Source organism: Streptomyces sp. NPDC057697 (genome assembly GCF_042799335.1).
Classification (GTDB): domain Bacteria; phylum Actinomycetota; class Actinomycetes; order Streptomycetales; family Streptomycetaceae; genus Streptomyces.
In genome coordinates this window covers 277767-296889 of record NZ_JBHVJA010000001.1, presented here as the reverse complement: position 1 = coordinate 296889, position 19123 = coordinate 277767, and the positions used below count along the sequence as shown (strand labels likewise).

Below are 19123 nucleotides of genomic sequence, written 5' to 3'. Positions count from 1 at the left end.
CTCGGTCCGGTGGCCCTCTGCGGGGCCACGCGCCGCCCGTACCGGCTCGGTCCGGTGGCCCTCTGCGGGTCCACGTGCTGCCCGGACTCGCCCGTACCCGTCCGGGCCCGCTCAGTCCGGCAGGCCCCAGCGGGTCCATGCGCCGTTCGACGGCACATCGCGTGGGGCCGTCCGCGCCGGGCGCGAACCGTGCGGGGTGACCACCGCCGTGGAGCCGCGCGGCAGGGCGACCGTGATCCGGCCCGGTCCGGTCTCCCGCCAGCGCAGCGGGCGCCCGTGCGCGTCCCGCACCTCGACCCGGCCCGTGATCGAGTGGTCCAGGGTCAGCGGCGCGCCCGCCTCGCTGTGCACCCGTACCCAGCGCGTCGCGCCGCCCGAGCGGTCCGCGTCCACCAGGAAGGCGCCCTGGGTCCGCAGCGAGGCGATCGACGCGTCCGCCCAGCGCTCCGAGACGGACGGGAAGACCTTCACCACCCCCTCGTGCCCCTGCACCACCATGTCCAGCATCGACTGGGCGGCCGACAGCGGGCTCTCCAGGGCGAGGTTCCTGCCCTCCCGGTACATCGTGTTGACCGTCATCGCGCAGTCCGCGACCACGTTCAGATCGGTGAAGAAGGTCAGGAAGTCCAGGGCCTTCTCCGGCTCGTCCATCACCGCGTACATGGAGGAGGCGGTGGCGTAGCTGTAGCCGTGCCACAGCTCCCGCATGGAGACCCAGTGGTCCATGGAGCGCCGCATCACCGCGCGGTCCCCAGTGCGGTCCCAGCTACGTTCGCGCAGCGGGTAGAGCCAGAGCAGGTGCGAGTGGTGCCGGTGCGAGTCGGCGAGCGGGACGGCCTTGCCGATCATCACACCGGCCGCCGGGTCCTCGGCGTACGGGGTGAGCCGCCGGTCGATGTCCCGCCAGCGCCCGAGCCGCGGGTCGTCGTTCCGCAGCAGTGCCGCCGAGGCGATCAGGGTGCGCACGCCCCAGCGGATCAGCGACAGGTCGTAGGTGCAGTCCACGGCGTTCGCGTACTCGGGGGAGCGGGTCTCCGGCAGATGCAGCCGGCCGTCCGGGCCCTCGTGCAGGAAGTGCGCGTAGAAGTGGATGGCCCTCGCGAGGATCGGGTACACCACGTCGCGCAGGACCGAGGGGTCCATCGAGTGCCGGTAGGACTGCCAGACGTTGTGCAGCGCCCAGGTGAGATTGCCGAAGTTGTCGGAGACATGGGCCGAGCCGGGGGCGCCGACGTCGTAGGTGTCGCCCGCGCGCAGCTGCCAGTCGGAGGGGTGGCCCAGGGCGTAGCTCTCGCCGTCGCGGTACTCGGCCGGGACCGAGGCGGGGAGATGGTGCTCGAAGCGGCGGAAGGCGCCGGTCACCGAGTCCAGTTCGGGATGGTTGGAGCCGTGGACGGGGGCCATGCCGATCTGGACGTTGAGGTTCCACCAGACCGCGGTCCAGTTGTTGCCGACCTCGGGGAACCACGGGCCCCATTCGGAGATCGTCGGGCCGTCGGCCCTGGTCGACGCGGCGAGCTTGTAGAGCTGGAGGAGGTAGAAGCTCTGCAGCCGCTTGTCCGGCACGGAGAGGAAGCTGCGCCGGTAGTACGCGTGCCACCAGCGGCGGTGCCGCTCCACCAGCCGGTCCGGTTCGGTGGCGAGGGTGCGGTCCACGGCCCGCAGCGCTTCGGCGGTCGCCTCGGAGACCCGGCCGGGGAAGCGGTACACGAGGTGCGCGGCGAGCAGTCTGCCGGTGCCCTCGCGCCGTTCGCGCCAGGCGGTGGTCCAGCCGCCGCCCGCCAGGAGCGGCTGCTCGACGAAGCCGTCGCCGGTCCGGGGGTCCGGATTGGGCGTGTAGTCCTCGGGCTTGCCGCTGGTGCGGGTGGTGGCGGCCCGGAGCCACTGGAAGGACCAGGCCGCGGGCTCCTCGCCGGGGGTGGGCCGGGTGGACACCAGCAGGGCGCCGGTGTCGTTCTGGACGAGGGCGGAGAAGGCCAGGGAGCCGCGGGTGGTGGTGACGGTGCCGCGCAACTCGGCGTCGTACGGGTCCAGGGTCCAGTCGACGGCGGTGATCTCCCCGGCGAGGGCCAGGGTGAAATGGCCGATGGGCAGGCGGGAGAAGCCGATGCCGCCGCGCCACTGGCCGCGCTGGTCCTGCACCTCGCTGTGACTGAGCATCAGCTTCAGGGTGTTGGCGGTGCTTCCGGCGTAGAGCTGGGCCCCCAGGCGGCCGTTGGCGAGGAACGGGGCCTCCTGCCAGCCGGCGGGGAGCGTGCGCCAGGTCATCGCGGCGCCTCGGACGGTCTTCTCGTGGACGTCGACGGCCGGGCGCCCCACCGGTCCGGGGGCGGGCGCCGCCCATGAGGTACGGGATCCGGCGAGCCAGAGCGCGGAGGTTCCGGCAGCGGCGGTGGAGACGAAGTGCCTTCGGGAGAACGCGGTCACGTGGCTTCTCCAACCAGTCATGTATGTGGTGAAGGTTCCTGTCCTTGAATCACGCACGCCGCATACTGCCGGTCCCGCGAGGGCAGCGGAAGGGGGCCGACCGTGTAGACATCGGAGGAATGCCGGTCCCAGGGGCGGGAATCAGGGGGTGTTGTCTGGATTGCGGACCCCGCATGGCAGGCTTTCCGGTGAGATCAGCCGATCACGGAGATCGGCGTCCCGCGCTCCGGAAGGCACCCCGTGGATCAAATGGCACTGCTCCTCCTGCTGTTGCTCGGGGCTGTGGTCACGGTCCCGCTGGGTGAGCGTCTCGGGCTCCCCGCGCCGGTGCTGATGACGCTCGCCGGGGTCGGCATGGCGTTCCTCAGCTTCGTGCCCAATGTGGACATCCCGCCCGAGATCATCCTTCCGGCGCTGCTTCCGCCGCTGCTCTACGCCTCCGTGCAGCGAACCTCCTGGCGGCAGTTCGCCGCCAATAAACGACCGATCTTTCTGCTGGCCGTGGCGCTGGTCTTCGTCACGACGGCCGCCGTCGCCGCGGTCGCCAACGCGATCGTCCCCGGACTGCCCATCGCCGCCGCCGTGGCGCTGGGCGCGCTCGTCGCGCCGCCCGACCCGGTCGCGGCGACGGCGGTCGCCGGTTCGGTCGGGCTGCCGCGCAGGCTCGTCTCCATCCTGGAGGGCGAGGGGCTCTTCAACGACGTGACCGCGATCGTGCTGTACCACGTGGCCATCGCCGCCGCGGTCAGCGGAAGCTTCTCGCTGCCGGAGGCCTTCGGGCTGCTGATCCTCTCCGCGGTGGTCGCCGTGGTGGTGGGCCTGGTGCTCGGCTGGCTCACCATCAAGCTCATGGGCCTGCTCGGCGACGCCACGCTCCAGGTCGGCCTCACCCTGCTGGTGCCGTTCGTGAGCTACGTGCTCGCGGAGGAGCTGATGGGATCGGGCGTCCTCGCCGTCCTGACCACCGCGCTCTTCCTCGCCGAGCACACCGCCGACGCCGACGACGTCCTCGGCCGGCTCACCGGCCGTACCTTCTGGGAGATCGTCGACACCCTCGTCACCGGGGTCGCCTTCGGGCTGATCGGCCTCGAACTCCACAACGTCTTCGGGACCGCCGACGGACGCGAACTCCAGATGCTGGGCTGGGGACTCGCCGTGGTCGTGGTCGTCGTCGGGGTGCGGCTGCTGTATCTGCTGCCCGCCACCTGGCTCGCCAAGCGGCTGCACACCCGGCGCGACGTCAGCGAGGAGATCCCCACCAGCTGGCGGGAGACCGTCGTCATGTGGTGGGCCGGGATGCGCGGTGTGGCCTCGGTCGCGCTGGCGCTGGCGATCCCGCTGAAGACCGACGACGGGAAGCCGTTCCCGGGCCGCGACGAGATCGTCTTCATCGCCTTCGCCGTGATCATGGCCACGCTCGTCATCCAGGGACTCACCCTGCCGTGGCTGGTGCGCAAGCTCCGGGTCAAGGCGGACACGGACGCCGAGGAGGCGCTGGAGAAGGACCTCGCCATCCGGGCCGCGAAGGCCGCGAAGCAGCGCCTCAAGGAGATCCAGGAGGTCGAGGAGTTCCCGGACGAGGTCGCCGAGCGGCTCCAGCGGCTGGCGTACGACGTGGGGGCGCGGATCAGCCCCGACATGGTCGACGACGAGCGCCGCGAGGCGTACGCCCAGCGGGCCGAGCGCTTCAAGGCGGTCAGCCGCATCCAGCGCGAGATGATGTCGGCCGCCCGCCACGCGGTGCTGTCCGCCCGCAACGAGGCGGGCGCGGACCCGGAGATCGTCGACCGGGTCCTGCGCCAGCTGGACGTCCGCAGCCTGCGGTGAGGCGGGCGGGTGCCCGCCCGCAACGAAGCGGTGGCCGCGCCTTCGCCCGCCGCCCCGTCGGCAGCGTCTTCGTCTTCGCCGCCGCCCCGTCAGCCGCGCCCCGTGCGCGGCGTCCTGTCCAGGTCCGCGGGCCGCTCGTGCGCCGGGCCGACCGGATACGGCCACGCCTCGGGCACGGACGCCGCGGGGGACGTCGCGATCCTCGGCAGCGCGTACGGATGGTGCTCGCGCAGCCAGCCGATGAGCTGCTCCCGTACGGCGCAGCGCACCGTCCAGATGTCGGACGAGTCCTTCGCCGTGACCACCGCGCGGACCAGGATCGTCGACGGCGTGGTGTCCGTGACGGCGAGGGACCAGTCGCGGCCGTCCCAGGCGGCGCACTCGCCCAGGATGTCCCGCAGCTGCTCGCGCATCGCGGCGACCGGCGCCGAGTGGTCGAGGTGGAAGAAGACCGAGCCGGTCATCTGGGAGCCGCCGCGCGACCAGTTCTCGAACGGCTTGCTGGTGAAGTACGAGACCGGCATCGTGATCCGCCGCTCGTCCCAGGTCCGTACCGCGAGGAAGGTCAGCGTGATCTCCTCGATCGTGCCCCACTCGCCGTCCACCACCACCGTGTCGCCGATGCGCACCATGTCGCCGAACGCGATCTGCAGCCCCGCGAAGAGATTGCCGAGCGTCGACTGGGCGGCCACGCCCGCGACGATGCCGAGCACACCGGCCGAGGCCAGCATCGAGGTGCCGAAGGTCCGCATCGCGGGGAACGTCAGCAGCATCGCGCCGATGGCGACCACCGCCACGATCGCGGTGACCACCCGCTGGATCAGCGTCACCTGGGTGCGGACCCGCCGCACCCGCGCCGGATCGGGGGTGTTCGCCGCGTACCGCGCGTAGAGGGAATCGACGACGGCCGTCGCGATCCGTACCACCAGCCAGGCCGACGCCCCGATCAGCACCAGGCTCAGGACCTGGCCGATACCGGTCTGGTGGTCCCTGATCACCGCGAGCCGGGTGTGGGTGTACGAGCCCCGCAGCAGCGCCGTGCACAGCGTCAGCTGGAGCGGGATCCGGCAGCGGCGCAGCAGCCCCCACAGCGGGGTGTCGGGGTGCCGGCCGTCGGCCCGTCTCAGCAGCAGGTCCACCATGGCGCCGACCAGCAGCGTGATGACGACCGAGCCGCCGACGACGACCAGCGGCCGCAGTATGTTCTCCATCCCGTCGTTCTCCATGCTTCCGACCGTAACTGGCACCATGGGTCCCATGAACATCATGCTTTTCCACTCGACGTACGGTCTTCGCCCCGCGGTGCACGCGGCGGCCGACCGGCTTCGTGCCGCCGGGCACGAAGTGCAGGTGCCCGATCTCTTCGAGGGGCACACGTTCGACACCGTCGAGGCGGGCCTGGCCTTCAAGGAAGAGGTGGGCAAGGACGAGCTGCTCAGGAGGGCGGTGCTGGCCGCGGCCCCGTACTCCGACCGGGGCCTGGTGTACGCGGGCTTCTCGTTCGGCGCCTCGACCGCGCAGACCCTGGCGCTCGGTGACGAGAAGGCCCGCGGCCTGCTGATGTTCCACGGCACTTCGGACATCGCCGAGAACGCCTCCGTGGACGAGCTGCCCGTACAGCTGCACGTCGCCGACCCGGACCCGTTCGAGACGCACGACTGGCTGAACTCCTGGTACCTGCAGATGCAGCGGACCGGCGCCGATGTCGAGATCTACCGCTACCCGGGTGCGGGCCACCTCTTCACCGACGCCGAACTGCCCGACTTCGACCAGGCGTCGGCCGAGCTGGCCTGGAAGGTCGCGCTGGGCTTCCTCGCCACGCTGTGACCGCGCGCGGCCCCGCACGCGCGGGGCCACGCGGCGCCCCCGGACGGGGGAGACGAAACCTCAGCGCACCGGGCGGTCCACCCGCTCGACCTTCTGCGTCCCGCTGAGCGTCCGGTACGAACGCGTCCAGGCGGAGGTCGCGTCCCGCTTCGTCCGGTCGGAGACGGCGTAGTAGTCCATCTGCGAGCGCTCGGCGGTCACGTCGAGGACGCCGTAGCCGTGCGAGTCCATGTCCACCCACTTCACATGGCGGTTGGCGGCCCTGACCGCGGCGGCCGCGACCACCGAGACCGTCTGCGGCGCCACGTGCAGGATGTCGTCGATGTTGTCCGAGGTCACCGACGTCACCACGAACTCGGTGGCGGCCGAGGCGGAGAGCGGATACGTGGCCGCCTTCACCGGCACGTCGTTGGCCCACGCCATGTGGATGTCGCCGGTCAGGAAGACCGTGTTGGTGATCGACCGGTCCCGCAGGTGCGCGATCAGCTCCTTGCGGTCGTCGGTGTAGCCGTCCCACTGGTCGACGTTGACCGCCAGGCCCTCCTCGGGCAGCCCCAGCAACTCGGCCAGCGGCCCCAGCAGATGGGCCGGGACGGCGCCGAACGCGACCGGCGAGATCATCACCGAGGTGCCGACCAGCTGCCAGGTGGCGTCCGAGCCGGACAGCCCCGCCTTCAGCCAGTCCAGCTGCGCCCGGCCGGTGATGGTGCGCTCCGGGTCGTCGACCGCGCCGCTGCCGACCGAGGCCTGCTGGGAGCGGAAGGTACGCAGGTCCAGGAGGTGGAGATCGGCCAGGTCGCCGAAGCGCAGCCGCCGGTAGACGGTCCCCTCGGTGGAGGCGCGGACCGGCATCCACTCGAAGTACGCCTGCTTGGCGCCCGCCGCCCGGTCCGCCCAGGAACCCTCCGTGCCCGGGGTGTGGTTCTCGGCCCCGCCCGACCAGGCGTCGTTGGCGAACTCGTGGTCGTCCCAGATCGCGATCACCGGGTGGGTGGCGTGCAGGGTCTGGAGGTCGGCGTCCGTCTTGTACGTGGCGTGCCGGGTGCGGTAGTCGGCGAGCGTGAGGATCTCGTGCCTCGGCTCGTGCGGCCGGACGGTGTACTTCGCGGCCGGGTAACCGCCCGAGGCGTACTCGTAGATGTAGTCCCCGAGGTGCAGGACCGCGTCCAGGTCGGTGCGGGCGGCGAGATGGCGGTACGGGGAGAAGTACCCGGCCTCCCAGTTGGCGCACGAGACCACCCCGAACCGCACACCGGGCGTGGCGGCCCCGGCCGCCGGTGCCGTCCGGGTGCGGCCGACCGGCGAGACGGTCCGGGCGCCCTCCCCCGCCGAGAAGCGGAACCAGTACGTGGTGGCGGGGGACAGGCCTCGCACATCGGCCTTGACCGTGTGGTCGGAGGCGGCCGCGGCGACGGTCGTGCCCTGGGCGACGACCCGGGCGAACCCCTTGTCCTCGGCGATCTCCCAGCGCACCGCCGTATCGGCGCCGCGGCCCGAACCCGGCACCGCGTCGGGGGCCGGGGTGACCCGGGTCCAGAGGAGGATGCCGTCGGGGAGCGGGTCGCCGGAGGCGACGCCGTGCAGGAAGGCGGGCCCGTCCGCGGCGCGCGCGGAGGCGGCGGAGCCCAGCACCGGGGCCACGACGGCGGTGGCGGCGGCGGCCTTGACGACCGTGCGGCGGCTGGGGGCGGAGAGCGGCGGGGAAAGGCGTCGACTGGTCACGGAGCAGCACCCTACTGACCGGTAAGCCGAACGGGCAGGCGAACGAAGGAAGTTCGCCTGCCCGTCGGGAAACCGCTGCCGGGACGTCGCCGGCCGTCAGCCCTTCAGCGCGGCCGTGACCGCGGTGTTGAAGTCGTCCACCGTCATCGGAGCGTTCTCGCTCTTCCCGTCGGTGAGCGCCTTGCCGTTCATCTTCAGCGTCGGGGTGCCCCGCACGCCGCTGTCGTCGAACTTCGCCGACATCTTCATCGCCCAGCCGTCGAACGTGCCGTCCTTGACGTTCTTCTGGAAGGCGGCGTTGCCCTTCAGGGCGTCCACCGAGTCGGCGACCTTGATCAGGTAGGAGTCGTCCTTGAACTTGTCGACGGTCTCCTCCGGGTGGAACTTCGCGGAGTAGAGCGCGTACTTGTAGTCGAGGAAGGCCTCGGGGCTGACGTCGAGCGCGGCACCGAGCGCGCTGAGCGCGTTCTTCGAGCCCTCGCCGCCGGCGCCGCCGTCGATGAAGGTGGCGCCGATGTACTGGATCTTGTACTTGCCGGCGTCGATGTCCTTGTGCACCGTCTCACCGACGGTCTGCTCGAACGTGGCGCAGACCGGGCAGCGCGAGTCCTCGTACAGCTCCAGGGTCTTCTTGGCGCTCGACTTGCCGATGACGACCGTGGTGCCGTTCTCGCCCGAGGTGTTCTTGGGCGCGGTCACCTTCTTCTCGTCCTTGGCCGCCTCCCAGTGGGAGGGCTTGCTCATCTCCATGATGCCCCAGGTACCGGCGCCCACGACGGCCAGGACACCGACGATCGAGAGGCCGACGATGATCTGCCGGCGGGCCTTGTCCTTCTTCGCCTGGCGCTCGCGCTCGGCGCGCAGCCGCTCGCGGGCCGCGGACTTGTTGGCCTGGCTGTTGCGCTTGCTCATGTCTGTGTCTCCTGCGGTGAGGGGTATGTCGTCGGGGATGTGCGTGCTCAGGCGATGGCGCAGGCCGAGCGCGGCGGTCCCCTCCGTCCCACGGAGTGCACGAGCAGACGGGCGTGTACGAGCAGATGCGGGCCGTGTCCGGCGGGCCGCGGCCGGCGGAGCACCGTGCGGCGGGCCGTACCGGCGGCGGCGACCGCGACCAGCAGCGGGCGGAACGCCAGCAGGGCGGCCGCCTCCAGCAGACCGGCCAGCGCGGACTCGCCCCGCCGGAGCCAGGCCGCCGCGAGCAGGCCGACCGACACATGGGCGGCGAGCAGCAGCCAGGGCACCGCGGGGCCGGGCGAGGCCAGCAGTGCGGCCGTGGTGTGTCCGGCGTCGGTCACCGAGGCGAGCGGGATGACCCCGGACCCGGCCCGTGCCGCACCGGTGCCGACCATCCCGCCGCACAGCACGTCGACGCCGACCGAGCGCAGCGGCCCCGTGATCGGGCCGCCGGCCGCGCCGTAACAGACGTGCTGACCGGTGGTGAAGACGGTGTCGGCGGCGAGCTCCAGCGGGACCAGCAGCCCGGCGATGGCCCCGAAGCCGCGCTCGCGGCCGGCCAGCGCGTACGCCACGGCGAACACGGCGCCGGCCAGCAGGGCGACGGCGGCCAGCGGCAGGGGGACCCGGGAGAGCAGCACATGGGACGCGGTGGAGAGCGTCACGACCAGCGCTGTGAAGAGCGCCGCGCGAACGACTCTGAGCTGCGTCCCGGATATGTCCATCGTCGAGGAGTGTCGCATGTGCGGCTGTGGACGGACCCCGAAGGGTGCCGATCGGCCGCCGCGGGCCGGGCCGGACACCCTGGAGGCGCGGGAGCGGGAGGCCCCCCGGGGGCGGGTACGACCCACCCTCCGGAGGTTCAGGACCTGCCCGCAGGCACTACCGCGCGTCGGCTCGGTCAGCCGCAGGGCGGGGTGGCGGCCGGGGTCTCGAAGGTCCCCTGGCCCTGGACCTTGATCAGCCCCACGTACTTCTTGCCACAGGGGTAGCTCATGTTCCAGGTGGCGACGGCGCGCTCACCGGTGCTGATGGTCTTCAGCGGGCTCCAGGACGTGCCGTTCTGGCGGAACCCGAGGTTCGCCTTGATGGTCGAGCCGCCGCTCTTGGTGTAGATGATCTCGATGCGCGAGGGGCTCGTGTTCAGGGAGATACAGAGCTGTCCGTTGCTCAGGCTGGTGCACTTGACCCGGTCGCTGCTCATGACCGAAACGTTCTGCGACGCCTTCGTGGACGTGTCGCGCTCGGCCGCGTGGGCGGGTGCGGCGAGAAGTGAAGCTCCAGCGGCTATGCAGGCGGCAACGGTCAGCGTGGCTCGACGATTCACGGATTCCTCCTTGATGATTCGGTCAAGATCAACGCAAGTGAAGGTACAAGGAAGCCATCCGCAGTGCCAAGGGACTTTATCTGCGCAGTCGGATAGGGCGAAATCCAGCCATGCGCCCGGCGGTTGCCGCCGGGACGCGTGGGCCGGACGCCCCGCTACAGACCCGGGATCCGCCCGTTGCGGAAGAGGTCCACGAAGATCTGGTGGTCGGCGCGGGCGCGGGCGCCGTAGCTGTGGGCGAAGTCCACCAGGAGACCGGCGAAACCCTCCTCGTCGGCCGCGATCGCCGCGTCGATGGCCCGCTCGGTGGAGAACGGCACCAGTGAGTGGCCGCTCTCGTCGTCCGCGGCGGAGTGCATCGTCGCCGTCGCCCGGCCGAGATCGGCGACGACCGCCGCGATCTCCTCCGGCTCGTCGATGTCGGACCAGTCCAGATCGACCGCGTACGGGGACACCTCGGCGACCAGCTGACCTGTCCCGTCCAGCTCGGTCCAGCCGAGCCACGGGTCGGCGTGCGCCTGGAGGGCGCGCTGCGAGATCACCGTGCGGTGGCCCTCGTGCTGGAAGTACGCGCGCACGGACGCGTCGGTGATGTGCCGGGAGACCGCCGGGGTCTGGGCCTGCTTGAGGTAGATCACCACATCGTTCTCCAGGGCGTCGCTGTTGCCCTCCAGAAGGATGTTGTACGAGGGCAGCCCGGCCGAGCCGATGCCGATGCCGCGACGGCCGACGACGTCCTTCACCCGGTACGAGTCGGGCCGGGTCAGGCTCGACTCCGGCAGCGTCTCCAGATAGCCGTCGAAGGCCGCCAGCACCTTGTAGCGCGTCGCCGCGTCCAGATCGACGGCCCCGCCGCCCGGGGCGAACCGGCGCTCGAAGTCCCGGATCTCCGTCATCGAGTCCAGCAGCGAGAACCGGGTCAGCGAGCGGGCGTCACGCAGCGCGTCCAACAGCGGACCCTCGGCGGTGTCCAGCGTGAACGGCGGCAGCTCGTCGTTCTTCGCGCCCGTCGCCAGCGCGTGGATCCGCTCCCGGTAGGCGGCGGCGTAGACCCGCACCAGTCCGCTGATCTGGTCGTCGCCCAGCGCCTTCGCGTAGCCGATCAGGGCGACGGAGGCGGCGAACCGCTTGAGGTCCCAGGTGAACGGGCCGACGTACGCCTCGTCGAAGTCGTTCACGTTGAAGATCAGCCGGCCGTTGGCGTCCATGTACGTGCCGAAGTTCTCCGCGTGCAGATCGCCGTGGATCCACACCCGGCCGGTCCGCTCGTCCAGATAGGGGCCGCCGTGCCGCTCCCGCTCCAGGTCGTCGTAGAACAGACACGCCGTGCCCCGGTAGAAGGCGAACGCCGAGCCCGCCATCTTGCGGAACTTGACCCGGAAGGCGGCCGGATCGGCGGCCAGCAGCTCCCCGAACGCGGTGTCGAAGACCTCAAGAATCTGCTCCCCGCGCTGCGCCGCGCCGGTCTGCGCTTCCGACATCTCTGGGTGCCTCCTGGTACCTGACGTGCATGACGACGTACATGACAAATCGGACGGGTGTTCCCGCCCTTCCAACGCGTGACCGTATCCGGGAGTGCCCGTCGATCGTCGCCCCGGAGACGTAGACTTCCACGCTGTCCCCCCAGTCAGTCCCCGCCCGTTTCCCGGAGGCACAGCGCCGTGACCAAGCCGCCCTTCACGCACCTGCACGTCCACACCCAGTACTCGCTGCTGGACGGTGCCGCGCGGCTCAAGGACATGTTCGCGGCCTGCAACGACATGGGCATGTCGCACATCGCGATGACCGACCACGGCAACCTCCACGGGGCGTACGACTTCTTCCACTCGGCGCAGAAGGCGGGCGTCACGCCGATCATCGGGATCGAGGCGTATGTCGCCCCCGAGTCGCGCAAGCACAAGCGGAAGATCCAGTGGGGCCAGCCGCACCAGAAGCGCGACGACGTGTCCGGTTCGGGCGGTTACACCCACAAGACGATCTGGGCGTCGAACGCGAAGGGACTGCACAACCTCTTCAAGCTCTCCTCGGACGCGTACGCCGAGGGCTGGCTCCAGAAGTGGCCGCGCATGGACAAGGAGACCATCGCCCAGTGGTCCGAGGGCCTGATCGCGTCCACCGGCTGCCCCTCGGGCGAGGTGCAGACCCGGCTGCGGCTGGGCCAGTTCGACGAGGCCGTCCAGGCCGCCTCCGACTACAAGGACATCTTCGGCGAGGGCAAGTACTTCCTGGAGCTGATGGACCACGGCATCGAGATCGAGCGCCGGGTCCGTGACGGGCTCCTCGAAATCGGCAAGAAGCTGAACATCCCGCCGCTGGTGACCAACGACTCGCACTACACCTACGCGCACGAGGCCACCGCGCACGACGCCCTGCTCTGCATCCAGACCGGCAAGAACCTCTCCGACCCGGACCGCTTCCGCTTCGACGGCACCGGCTACTACCTCAAGACGACCGACGAGATGTACGCCGTCGACTCCTCCGACGCCTGGCAGGAGGGCTGCGCCAACACCCTGCTGGTCGCGCAGCAGATCGACACCACCGGCATGTTCGAGAAGCGCGACCTGATGCCGAAGTTCGAGATCCCGGACGGCTTCACGGAGATCACCTGGTTCCAGGAGGAGGTCCGCGTCGGCATGGACCGGCGCTTCCCGGGCGGTGTCCCCGAGGACCGGCAGAAGCAGGTCGAGTACGAGATGGACATCATCATCCAGATGGGGTTCCCGGGGTACTTCCTGGTCGTCGCCGACTTCATCATGTGGGCGAAGAACAACGGCATCGCGGTCGGCCCCGGCCGAGGCTCCGCCGCCGGCTCGATCGTGGCGTACGCGATGGGCATCACCGACCTCGACCCGATCGAGCACGGACTGATCTTCGAGCGGTTCCTCAACCCCGAGCGCGTCTCCATGCCCGACGTCGACATCGACTTCGACGAGCGTCGGCGCGTCGAGGTGATCAGGTACGTGACCGAGAAGTACGGCGCCGACAAGGTCGCCATGATCGGCACCTACGGAAAGATCAAGGCGAAGAACGCCATCAAGGACTCCGCCCGGGTCCTCGGCTACCCGTACGCGATGGGCGACCGGCTCACCAAGGCCATGCCCGCCGACGTCCTCGGCAAGGGCATCGACCTCAACGGCATCACCGACCCCAAGCACCCGCGCTACAGCGAGGCGGGCGAGATCCGGGGGATGTACGAGAACGAGCCGGACGTCAAGAAGGTCATCGACACCGCGAAGGGCGTCGAGGGCCTGGTCCGGCAGATGGGCGTGCACGCCGCCGGCGTCATCATGTCCAGCGAGCCGATCGTCGACCATGCCCCGATCTGGGTGCGGCACACCGACGGCGTCACCATCACGCAGTGGGACTACCCCCAGTGCGAGTCGCTCGGCCTGCTGAAGATGGACTTCCTGGGCCTGCGCAACCTCACCATCATGGACGACGCCGTGAAGATGGTGGAGTCCAACAAGGGCATCAAGCTGGACCTGCTCGCCCTCCCGCTGGACGACCCCAAGACCTACGAGATGCTCTGCCGCGGTGACACGCTCGGCGTGTTCCAGTTCGACGGCGGGCCGATGCGCTCCCTGCTGCGCCAGATGCAGCCCGACAACTTCGAGGACATCTCCGCCGTCTCGGCCCTCTACCGGCCGGGCCCGATGGGCATGAACTCGCACACGAACTACGCCGAGCGCAAGAACGGCCGCCAGGAGATCACCCCGATCCACCCGGAGCTGGAGGAGCCCCTCAAGGACGTCCTCGGCCTCACCTACGGCCTGATCGTGTACCAGGAGCAGGTGCAGAAGGCCGCCCAGATCGTCGCCGGCTACTCGCTCGGCGAGGCCGACATCCTGCGCCGCGTGATGGGCAAGAAGAAGCCCGAGGAGCTGGCGAAGAACTTCGTCCTCTTCGAGGCGGGGGCCAAGGAGAAGGGCTTCTCCGACGCCGCGATCAAGGCCCTGTGGGACGTGCTGGTCCCGTTCGCCGGGTACGCGTTCAACAAGGCGCACTCCTCCGCGTACGGCCTGGTCACCTACTGGACCGCGTACCTCAAGGCGAACTACCCCGCCGAGTACATGGCGGCGCTGCTGACCTCGGTCAAGGACGACAAGGACAAGTCGGCCGTCTACCTCAACGAGTGCCGCCGCATGGGCATCAAGGTGCTGCCGCCCAATGTGAACGAGTCCCTGTCGAACTTCGCCGCCCAGGGCGACGACGTGATCCTCTTCGGCCTCACCGCCGTGCGCAACGTCGGCCAGAACGTCGTCGACTCGATCATCCGGTGCCGCAAGGCGAAGGGGAAGTACAGCACCTTCCCCGACTTCCTGGACAAGGTCGAAGCGGTCGTCTGCAACAAGCGCACCGTCGAATCGCTGATCAAGGCCGGCGCCTTCGACGAGATGGGCCACACCCGCAAGGGCCTGGTGGCCCACCACGAACCGATGATCGACAACGTGGTGCAGGTCAAGCGCAAGGAGGCCGAGGGACAGTTCGACCTCTTCGGCGGCATGGGCGAGGAGGAGAGCGACGAGCCGGGCTTCGGGCTCGACGTGGAGTTCTCCGACGTCGAGTGGGAGAAGTCCTACCTGCTGGCCCAGGAACGCGAGATGCTCGGCCTGTACGTCTCCGACCACCCGCTCTTCGGCCTGGAGCACGTGCTGTCCGACAAGGCGGACTCCTCGATCTCCCAGCTGACCGGCGGCGAGCACGCCGACGGCGCCATCGTCACCGTCGGCGGCATCATCTCCGGCCTCCAGCGCAAGATGACCAAGCAGGGCAACGCCTGGGCCATCGCCACCGTCGAGGACCTGGCCGGTTCCATCGAGTGCATGTTCTTCCCGGCCACCTACCAGCTGGTCTCCACCCAGCTCGTCGAGGACACCGTCGTCTTCGTCAAGGGCCGCCTGGACAAGCGCGAGGACGTGCCCCGGCTGGTCGCCATGGAGATGCAGGTCCCCGACATCTCCAACGCAGGGACCAACGCCCCCGTGGTGCTGACCATCCCCACCGTCAAGATCACCCCGCCCATGGTCAGCCGCCTCGGCGAGGTCCTCAGCAGCCACCGGGGCGACACCGAGGTACGCATCAGGCTCCAGGGCCCCCGCAAGACCACGGTGCTCCGGCTCGACCGGCACCGGGTCAAGCCCGATCCGGCGCTCTTCGGCGACCTGAAGGTGCTGCTCGGCCCGTCCTGCCTGGCGGGCTGAGCCCCCGGCCGACGTACGGGAGGGGCGCCCCCGCGAAAGCGGATGCGCCCCTTTGGACCGTCCGGCCCGCGGCCGGACCGCGGACGTCCGCGGTCAGTTGTGGCCGAAGCGCCGCTGGTGCTTACGAGCAACATCGGCAGGGCTGCCCTGGGCCTGCGACTGCGGCTGTATCTGCGACTCGTACCCGGTCGTGCGGCCTTCTTCCGCGCCGTGCTCGGGACCGGTCGCGCGGTTCTGCCGGCTGCCCTGCTTGCGGTTCTTGTTCTTGGCCATGGTCTTCCTCCTGTGGGAGCTCTCGGGGCCAGGACGCGTTCAGATTCACATAGTGGGACATGCCGCGCATATTGGATCATTACCGTGCGTAGTGGGGGCGCGTGAGGCGTCGTTCACCCGATCCGCCACGCCGATGATCGAGTTCCGGACGTCAAGCCCCGCGCGGTCGGGCAGACTCGAAGGAAACCCTGGGCAAGGACCACACCCGAACTTCTGGAAGAGGGTGGATCGCGTGGACCGTTGCGTCGTCCTGGTGGACGCCGGCTATCTGCTGGGCGCAGCCGCGAGCCTGCTGGCGGGGGAGCCCGCCCGTTCCCGCATCACGGTCGACCACGCGGCCCTCATCCGGGGCCTGCGCGAGCGCGCCGAGGCCGATACGCAGCAGCCGCTGCTGCGGATCTACTGGTTCGACGGCGCCCCGGACCGCGTCCCCCAGCCCGAGCACCGGAGACTGCGCGTGATGCCCCGGGTGACCGTCCGGCTCGGCGCCCTCACCCGAAGCGACGGGCGCTGGGCGCAGAAGGGCGTCGACGCCGCGATGCACGCCGAACTCACCGAACTGGCCAGGAACCGGGCCTGCTCCGACGTGGTGCTGGTGACCGGCGACGGGGACCTGCTGCCCGGCCTGATGTCCGCCAAGGAACACGGCGTCGCCGTCCATCTCTGGGCCGTCCAGGCCGCCGACGGCGACTACAACCAGTCCGAGGACCTGGTGGCCGAGGCCGATGAACGCCGGGTGCTCGACCGGGCCTGGATCACCCAGGCCGTACAGCCCCGGGAGACCGGCGGCGTCTGCGCCCCGCCGCCCGTGCCCCGCCCGGAGATCGCCGCGATTCTTTCCGCGCCGCTGCCCGAGGCCGCCCTCGCGGCCTCCGCCGAGCGGGCCTCCGAGGCCAGGGCGGCGGAGGCGGCGGACGGCCCCCCGGCACCGCCCGAGGAGAGCGCCGCCACCGACCGGCCCGCGCACGGCGGCAGGGCCGTCCCCACCCCCAAGGACCTGGCGGGCAGCCTGCGCGGCCCCGGCGTCCAGCCCGAGCGCCACCTCCCGCAGCCGTCGCCCGCCGCGACCCTGCGCTGGTCCTCCGACAAGAGCTGGGCCGAGCGCGGCGGACCGCTCGGAGAGCCCGCCGAGACCGCCTCCCTGCCGACGCTGGCCCAGCTCACCTCCGCTGAGCAGCGCTGGGCGGACCGCGAGGAGGACATCACCACCGTCGGCGGTGACCCCTTCGAGGTCGGCCAGGTCTTCGCCCGTCGCTGGATGGAGCGACTCCCGGAGACCGTCCATCTGCAGAAGCTGTCGACGATGTACCCGCGCATCCCGCACCGCATCGACGGCGAGCTGCTGCGCTACGCGGCACGGTTCGGCCTGCTCGCCCACAAGGACGACCAGATCGACGAGCACGACCGCTACGCGATCCGGGCGGGATTCTGGCGGGAGATCGATGTACGCGCCGCGGCCGAGCACAGCCCCGCGGCGGAGCGCACCGCCCCGTCCGCGGGCTGACGGCCGGGCGGGACGACGGGCGGCGGCCCCGCCGCCGGTCACCGCGCCGACGCCCGGCCGGTGTGGCCCCGGGCGCAATCCGGGGCATCCGACCCCGTACCCTCGTACCTCGTGAGTACGGGCACAGCACAGGCGCAGACGGCGACCGGGACCGTGTGCGCGGTGCGTGATCTGGTCAAGACCTATCCCGCCGTCCGCGGCCGCCGCGGGACACCCGCCGCACCCGAGGTGCGCGCCACCGACGGGATCAGCCTGGAGGTGCGGCGCGGCGAGATCTTCGGCCTCCTCGGCCCCAACGGCGCCGGGAAGTCCAGCCTGGTCCGGCAGCTCACCGGGCTGATGCGCCCCGACTCCGGCAGCGTCACCGTGCTGGGCCACGACCTCGTACGCCATCCCGAACGGGCCTCCCGGCTGATCGGCTACCTCGGGCAGGAGTCCACCGCGCTCGACGAGCTGACCGTGTCGCTCGCCGCCGAGACCACCGGACGGCTGCGCGGCCTCACGGCGGCGGACGCCCGCGCCGAGCGCGACGCCGTCCTCGGCGAGCTGGGCCTCACCGAGATCGCGGGACGCCCCCTGAAGCGGCTCTCCGGGGGACAGCGGCGGCTCGCCTGCTTCGCGGCCGCGCTGGTCGGCGAGCGGCCGGTACTGGTGCTGGACGAGCCGACGACCGGCATGGACCCCGTCGCCCGGCGGGCCGTCTGGGCCGCCGTGGACCGGCGCCGGGCCGAGCGCGGCACCACGGTGCTGCTGGTCACCCACAACGTCATCGAGGCCGAGACGGTCCTCGACCGGGTCGCCGTGATCGAACGCGGCCGGGTCATCGCCTGCGACACCCCGACCGGGCTCAAGGAGCGTGTCGCGGGCGAGGTCCGGGTGGAGCTGGTGTGGCGCGAACGGGCTCCCCTGGACGTGCCCGAGGTGGCCGCGCTGCGCGGCTCGGCCCAGGAGTCCGGGCGGCGCTGGATACTGCGGCTCGGCCCCGACGAGGCACGGGCGGCGGTCGCCGCGGTGACCGGCGGCGCGGCCTTCGCCGCGCTCGACGACTTCACGCTGGCGACGCCCAGCCTGGAGGACGTCTATCTCGCGCTCGGCGGGGACGCGACCAAGGGGCTGGTGAAGTCATGACCGCGGTGAGCGGGACGACCGGGCGCGGACGCGCGGTCGGGCAGGGAGCGAACAGGAGCAGCGCCAGGTGACGAGCATCGTTCCCGCGCAGACGGTGACCGGACCCGTCCGGGCCCGGGAGGACGGCCGCGCCGGGCCCCCCGGCGACGGCTCCGGGGACACGGGGGAGCCCGCGCCGCTCGCGCCGCGGGCCCGGCTGTTCCCCTCCCTCGCGGCCGTCTACCGCGCCCAGCTGTCCCGGGCCAGGGTCGCCCGCATCCCGCTGCTCTTCGTCGCGACCTTCCAGTCCGTCGGCATCATGGTGCTGATGCGCGGGGTCGTCGACGGCGGCTCCGAGGCGCGGGCCGTCGTCGCCGGTTCCAGCGTCCTCGTCGTGGCCTTCGTGGCGCTCAATCTCCTCGCCCAGTACTTCGGGCAGCTGCGGGCCGGGGGCGGGCTCGACCACTACGCCACCCTGCCGGTGCCGCCCGCCGCGGTGGTGCTCGGCGCGGCGGGGGCGTACGCCTCCTTCACCGTGCCCGGCACGATCGTCACGGCCGTGGCGGGGAGCGTGCTCTTCGGGCTGCCGCTGACGCATCTGTGGGTGCTGGTCGCCGTCATCCCGCTCTCCGGGGCGGCGCTCTCCGGGCTGGGCGCGGCGCTGGGGCTGCTCGCGCCCCGGCAGGAGCTGGCCACGCTCCTCGGGCAGCTGGGCATGTCGGCGGCGCTGCTGCTCGGCGTGCTCCCGGCCGACCGGCTGCCCGCCCCGGTCGGCTGGGCGCGCGATCTGCTGCCCTCGACCTACGGGGTCGAGGCCCTTTCGCGGTCCTTCGACGCCCGTCCGGACTGGGCGGTCGTCGCGCTGGACCTCGCCGTCTGCGCGGTGGTCGGCCTTCTCTCGCTGGCCGTGGCGACCTGGGCGTACCGCAGGGCAGCGGTCCGGTGAGGCGCGGT

At 71.1% G+C, this 19123-nt stretch carries 14 protein-coding genes; 6 read left to right on the top strand and 8 right to left on the bottom strand.

The window, feature by feature from the left end:
* Positions 1 to 111: 111 nt before the first annotated feature.
* Positions 112 to 2427, bottom strand: a complete 2316-nt coding sequence (locus ACFVFH_RS01350) for a hypothetical protein (protein ID WP_383761747.1) — start codon at positions 2425 to 2427, stop codon at positions 112 to 114.
* 240 nt (positions 2428 to 2667) lie between these two features.
* Here ACFVFH_RS01350 and ACFVFH_RS01345 point away from each other — a divergent pair, with 240 nt between their 5' ends.
* Positions 2668 to 4254, top strand: coding sequence for a Na+/H+ antiporter (locus ACFVFH_RS01345; protein WP_383761744.1), 1587 nt, complete (start codon positions 2668 to 2670; stop codon positions 4252 to 4254).
* An 89-nt stretch (positions 4255 to 4343) separates the two neighbouring features.
* On the opposite strand, the gene ACFVFH_RS01340 is transcribed toward ACFVFH_RS01345, so the two are convergent.
* Positions 4344 to 5465, bottom strand: a complete 1122-nt coding sequence (locus ACFVFH_RS01340) for a mechanosensitive ion channel family protein (protein WP_383763480.1) — start codon at positions 5463 to 5465, stop codon at positions 4344 to 4346.
* A gap of 37 nt (positions 5466 to 5502) precedes the next feature.
* Here ACFVFH_RS01340 and ACFVFH_RS01335 point away from each other — a divergent pair, with 37 nt between their 5' ends.
* Complete coding sequence (locus ACFVFH_RS01335; RefSeq protein WP_383761742.1) at positions 5503 to 6081, top strand: dienelactone hydrolase family protein; 579 nt, start codon at positions 5503 to 5505, stop codon at positions 6079 to 6081.
* A gap of 60 nt (positions 6082 to 6141) precedes the next feature.
* On the opposite strand, the gene ACFVFH_RS01330 is transcribed toward ACFVFH_RS01335, so the two are convergent.
* The 5 genes from ACFVFH_RS01330 to ACFVFH_RS01310 all read right to left on the bottom strand — a co-directional run bounded on the left by ACFVFH_RS01330 (position 6142) and on the right by ACFVFH_RS01310 (position 11565).
* Positions 6142 to 7803 (bottom strand): alkaline phosphatase D family protein, encoded by a 1662-nt coding sequence (locus ACFVFH_RS01330; protein WP_383761739.1) that lies wholly within the window; start codon positions 7801 to 7803, stop codon positions 6142 to 6144.
* Positions 7804 to 7899: 96 nt separating this feature from the next.
* Positions 7900 to 8715, bottom strand: a complete 816-nt coding sequence (locus ACFVFH_RS01325) for a DsbA family protein (protein WP_383761737.1) — start codon at positions 8713 to 8715, stop codon at positions 7900 to 7902.
* A 47-nt stretch (positions 8716 to 8762) separates the two neighbouring features.
* On the bottom strand, positions 8763 to 9482 hold the full coding sequence (locus tag ACFVFH_RS01320; protein WP_383761734.1) for a hypothetical protein: 720 nt from the start codon (positions 9480 to 9482) through the stop codon (positions 8763 to 8765).
* 176 nt (positions 9483 to 9658) lie between these two features.
* Positions 9659 to 10084, bottom strand: coding sequence for a hypothetical protein (locus tag ACFVFH_RS01315; RefSeq protein WP_383761733.1), 426 nt, complete (start codon positions 10082 to 10084; stop codon positions 9659 to 9661).
* A 155-nt stretch (positions 10085 to 10239) separates the two neighbouring features.
* Positions 10240 to 11565 (bottom strand): DUF2252 domain-containing protein, encoded by a 1326-nt coding sequence (locus tag ACFVFH_RS01310; RefSeq protein WP_383761730.1) that lies wholly within the window; start codon positions 11563 to 11565, stop codon positions 10240 to 10242.
* 180 nt (positions 11566 to 11745) lie between these two features.
* Between ACFVFH_RS01310 and dnaE the strand changes: the two genes are divergently transcribed.
* A complete protein-coding gene (gene dnaE, locus ACFVFH_RS01305) occupies positions 11746 to 15285 on the top strand; it encodes a DNA polymerase III subunit alpha (protein ID WP_383761727.1) in 3540 nt (1179 codons plus the stop codon).
* Positions 15286 to 15378: 93 nt separating this feature from the next.
* Here the strand turns inward: dnaE and ACFVFH_RS01300 are convergent, their stop codons facing one another.
* The gene (locus ACFVFH_RS01300) at positions 15379 to 15558 is read right to left on the bottom strand and encodes a hypothetical protein (RefSeq protein ID WP_383761725.1); all 180 of its coding nucleotides are present in this window, start codon (positions 15556 to 15558) and stop codon (positions 15379 to 15381) included.
* Between the two features lie 223 nt (positions 15559 to 15781).
* On the opposite strand from ACFVFH_RS01300, the gene ACFVFH_RS01295 reads away from it, so the two are divergent.
* The 3 genes from ACFVFH_RS01295 (at position 15782) to ACFVFH_RS01285 (ending at position 19115) form a co-directional block, all read left to right on the top strand.
* Entirely contained in the window at positions 15782 to 17062 is a 1281-nt protein-coding gene (locus ACFVFH_RS01295) for an NYN domain-containing protein (RefSeq protein WP_383761722.1), read from the top strand.
* A gap of 153 nt (positions 17063 to 17215) precedes the next feature.
* Entirely contained in the window at positions 17216 to 18190 is a 975-nt protein-coding gene (locus ACFVFH_RS01290) for an ABC transporter ATP-binding protein (RefSeq protein ID WP_383763477.1), read from the top strand.
* A gap of 67 nt (positions 18191 to 18257) precedes the next feature.
* Positions 18258 to 19115 (top strand): ABC transporter permease, encoded by an 858-nt coding sequence (locus ACFVFH_RS01285; RefSeq protein ID WP_383761719.1) that lies wholly within the window; start codon positions 18258 to 18260, stop codon positions 19113 to 19115.
* Positions 19116 to 19123 lie beyond the last annotated feature (8 nt).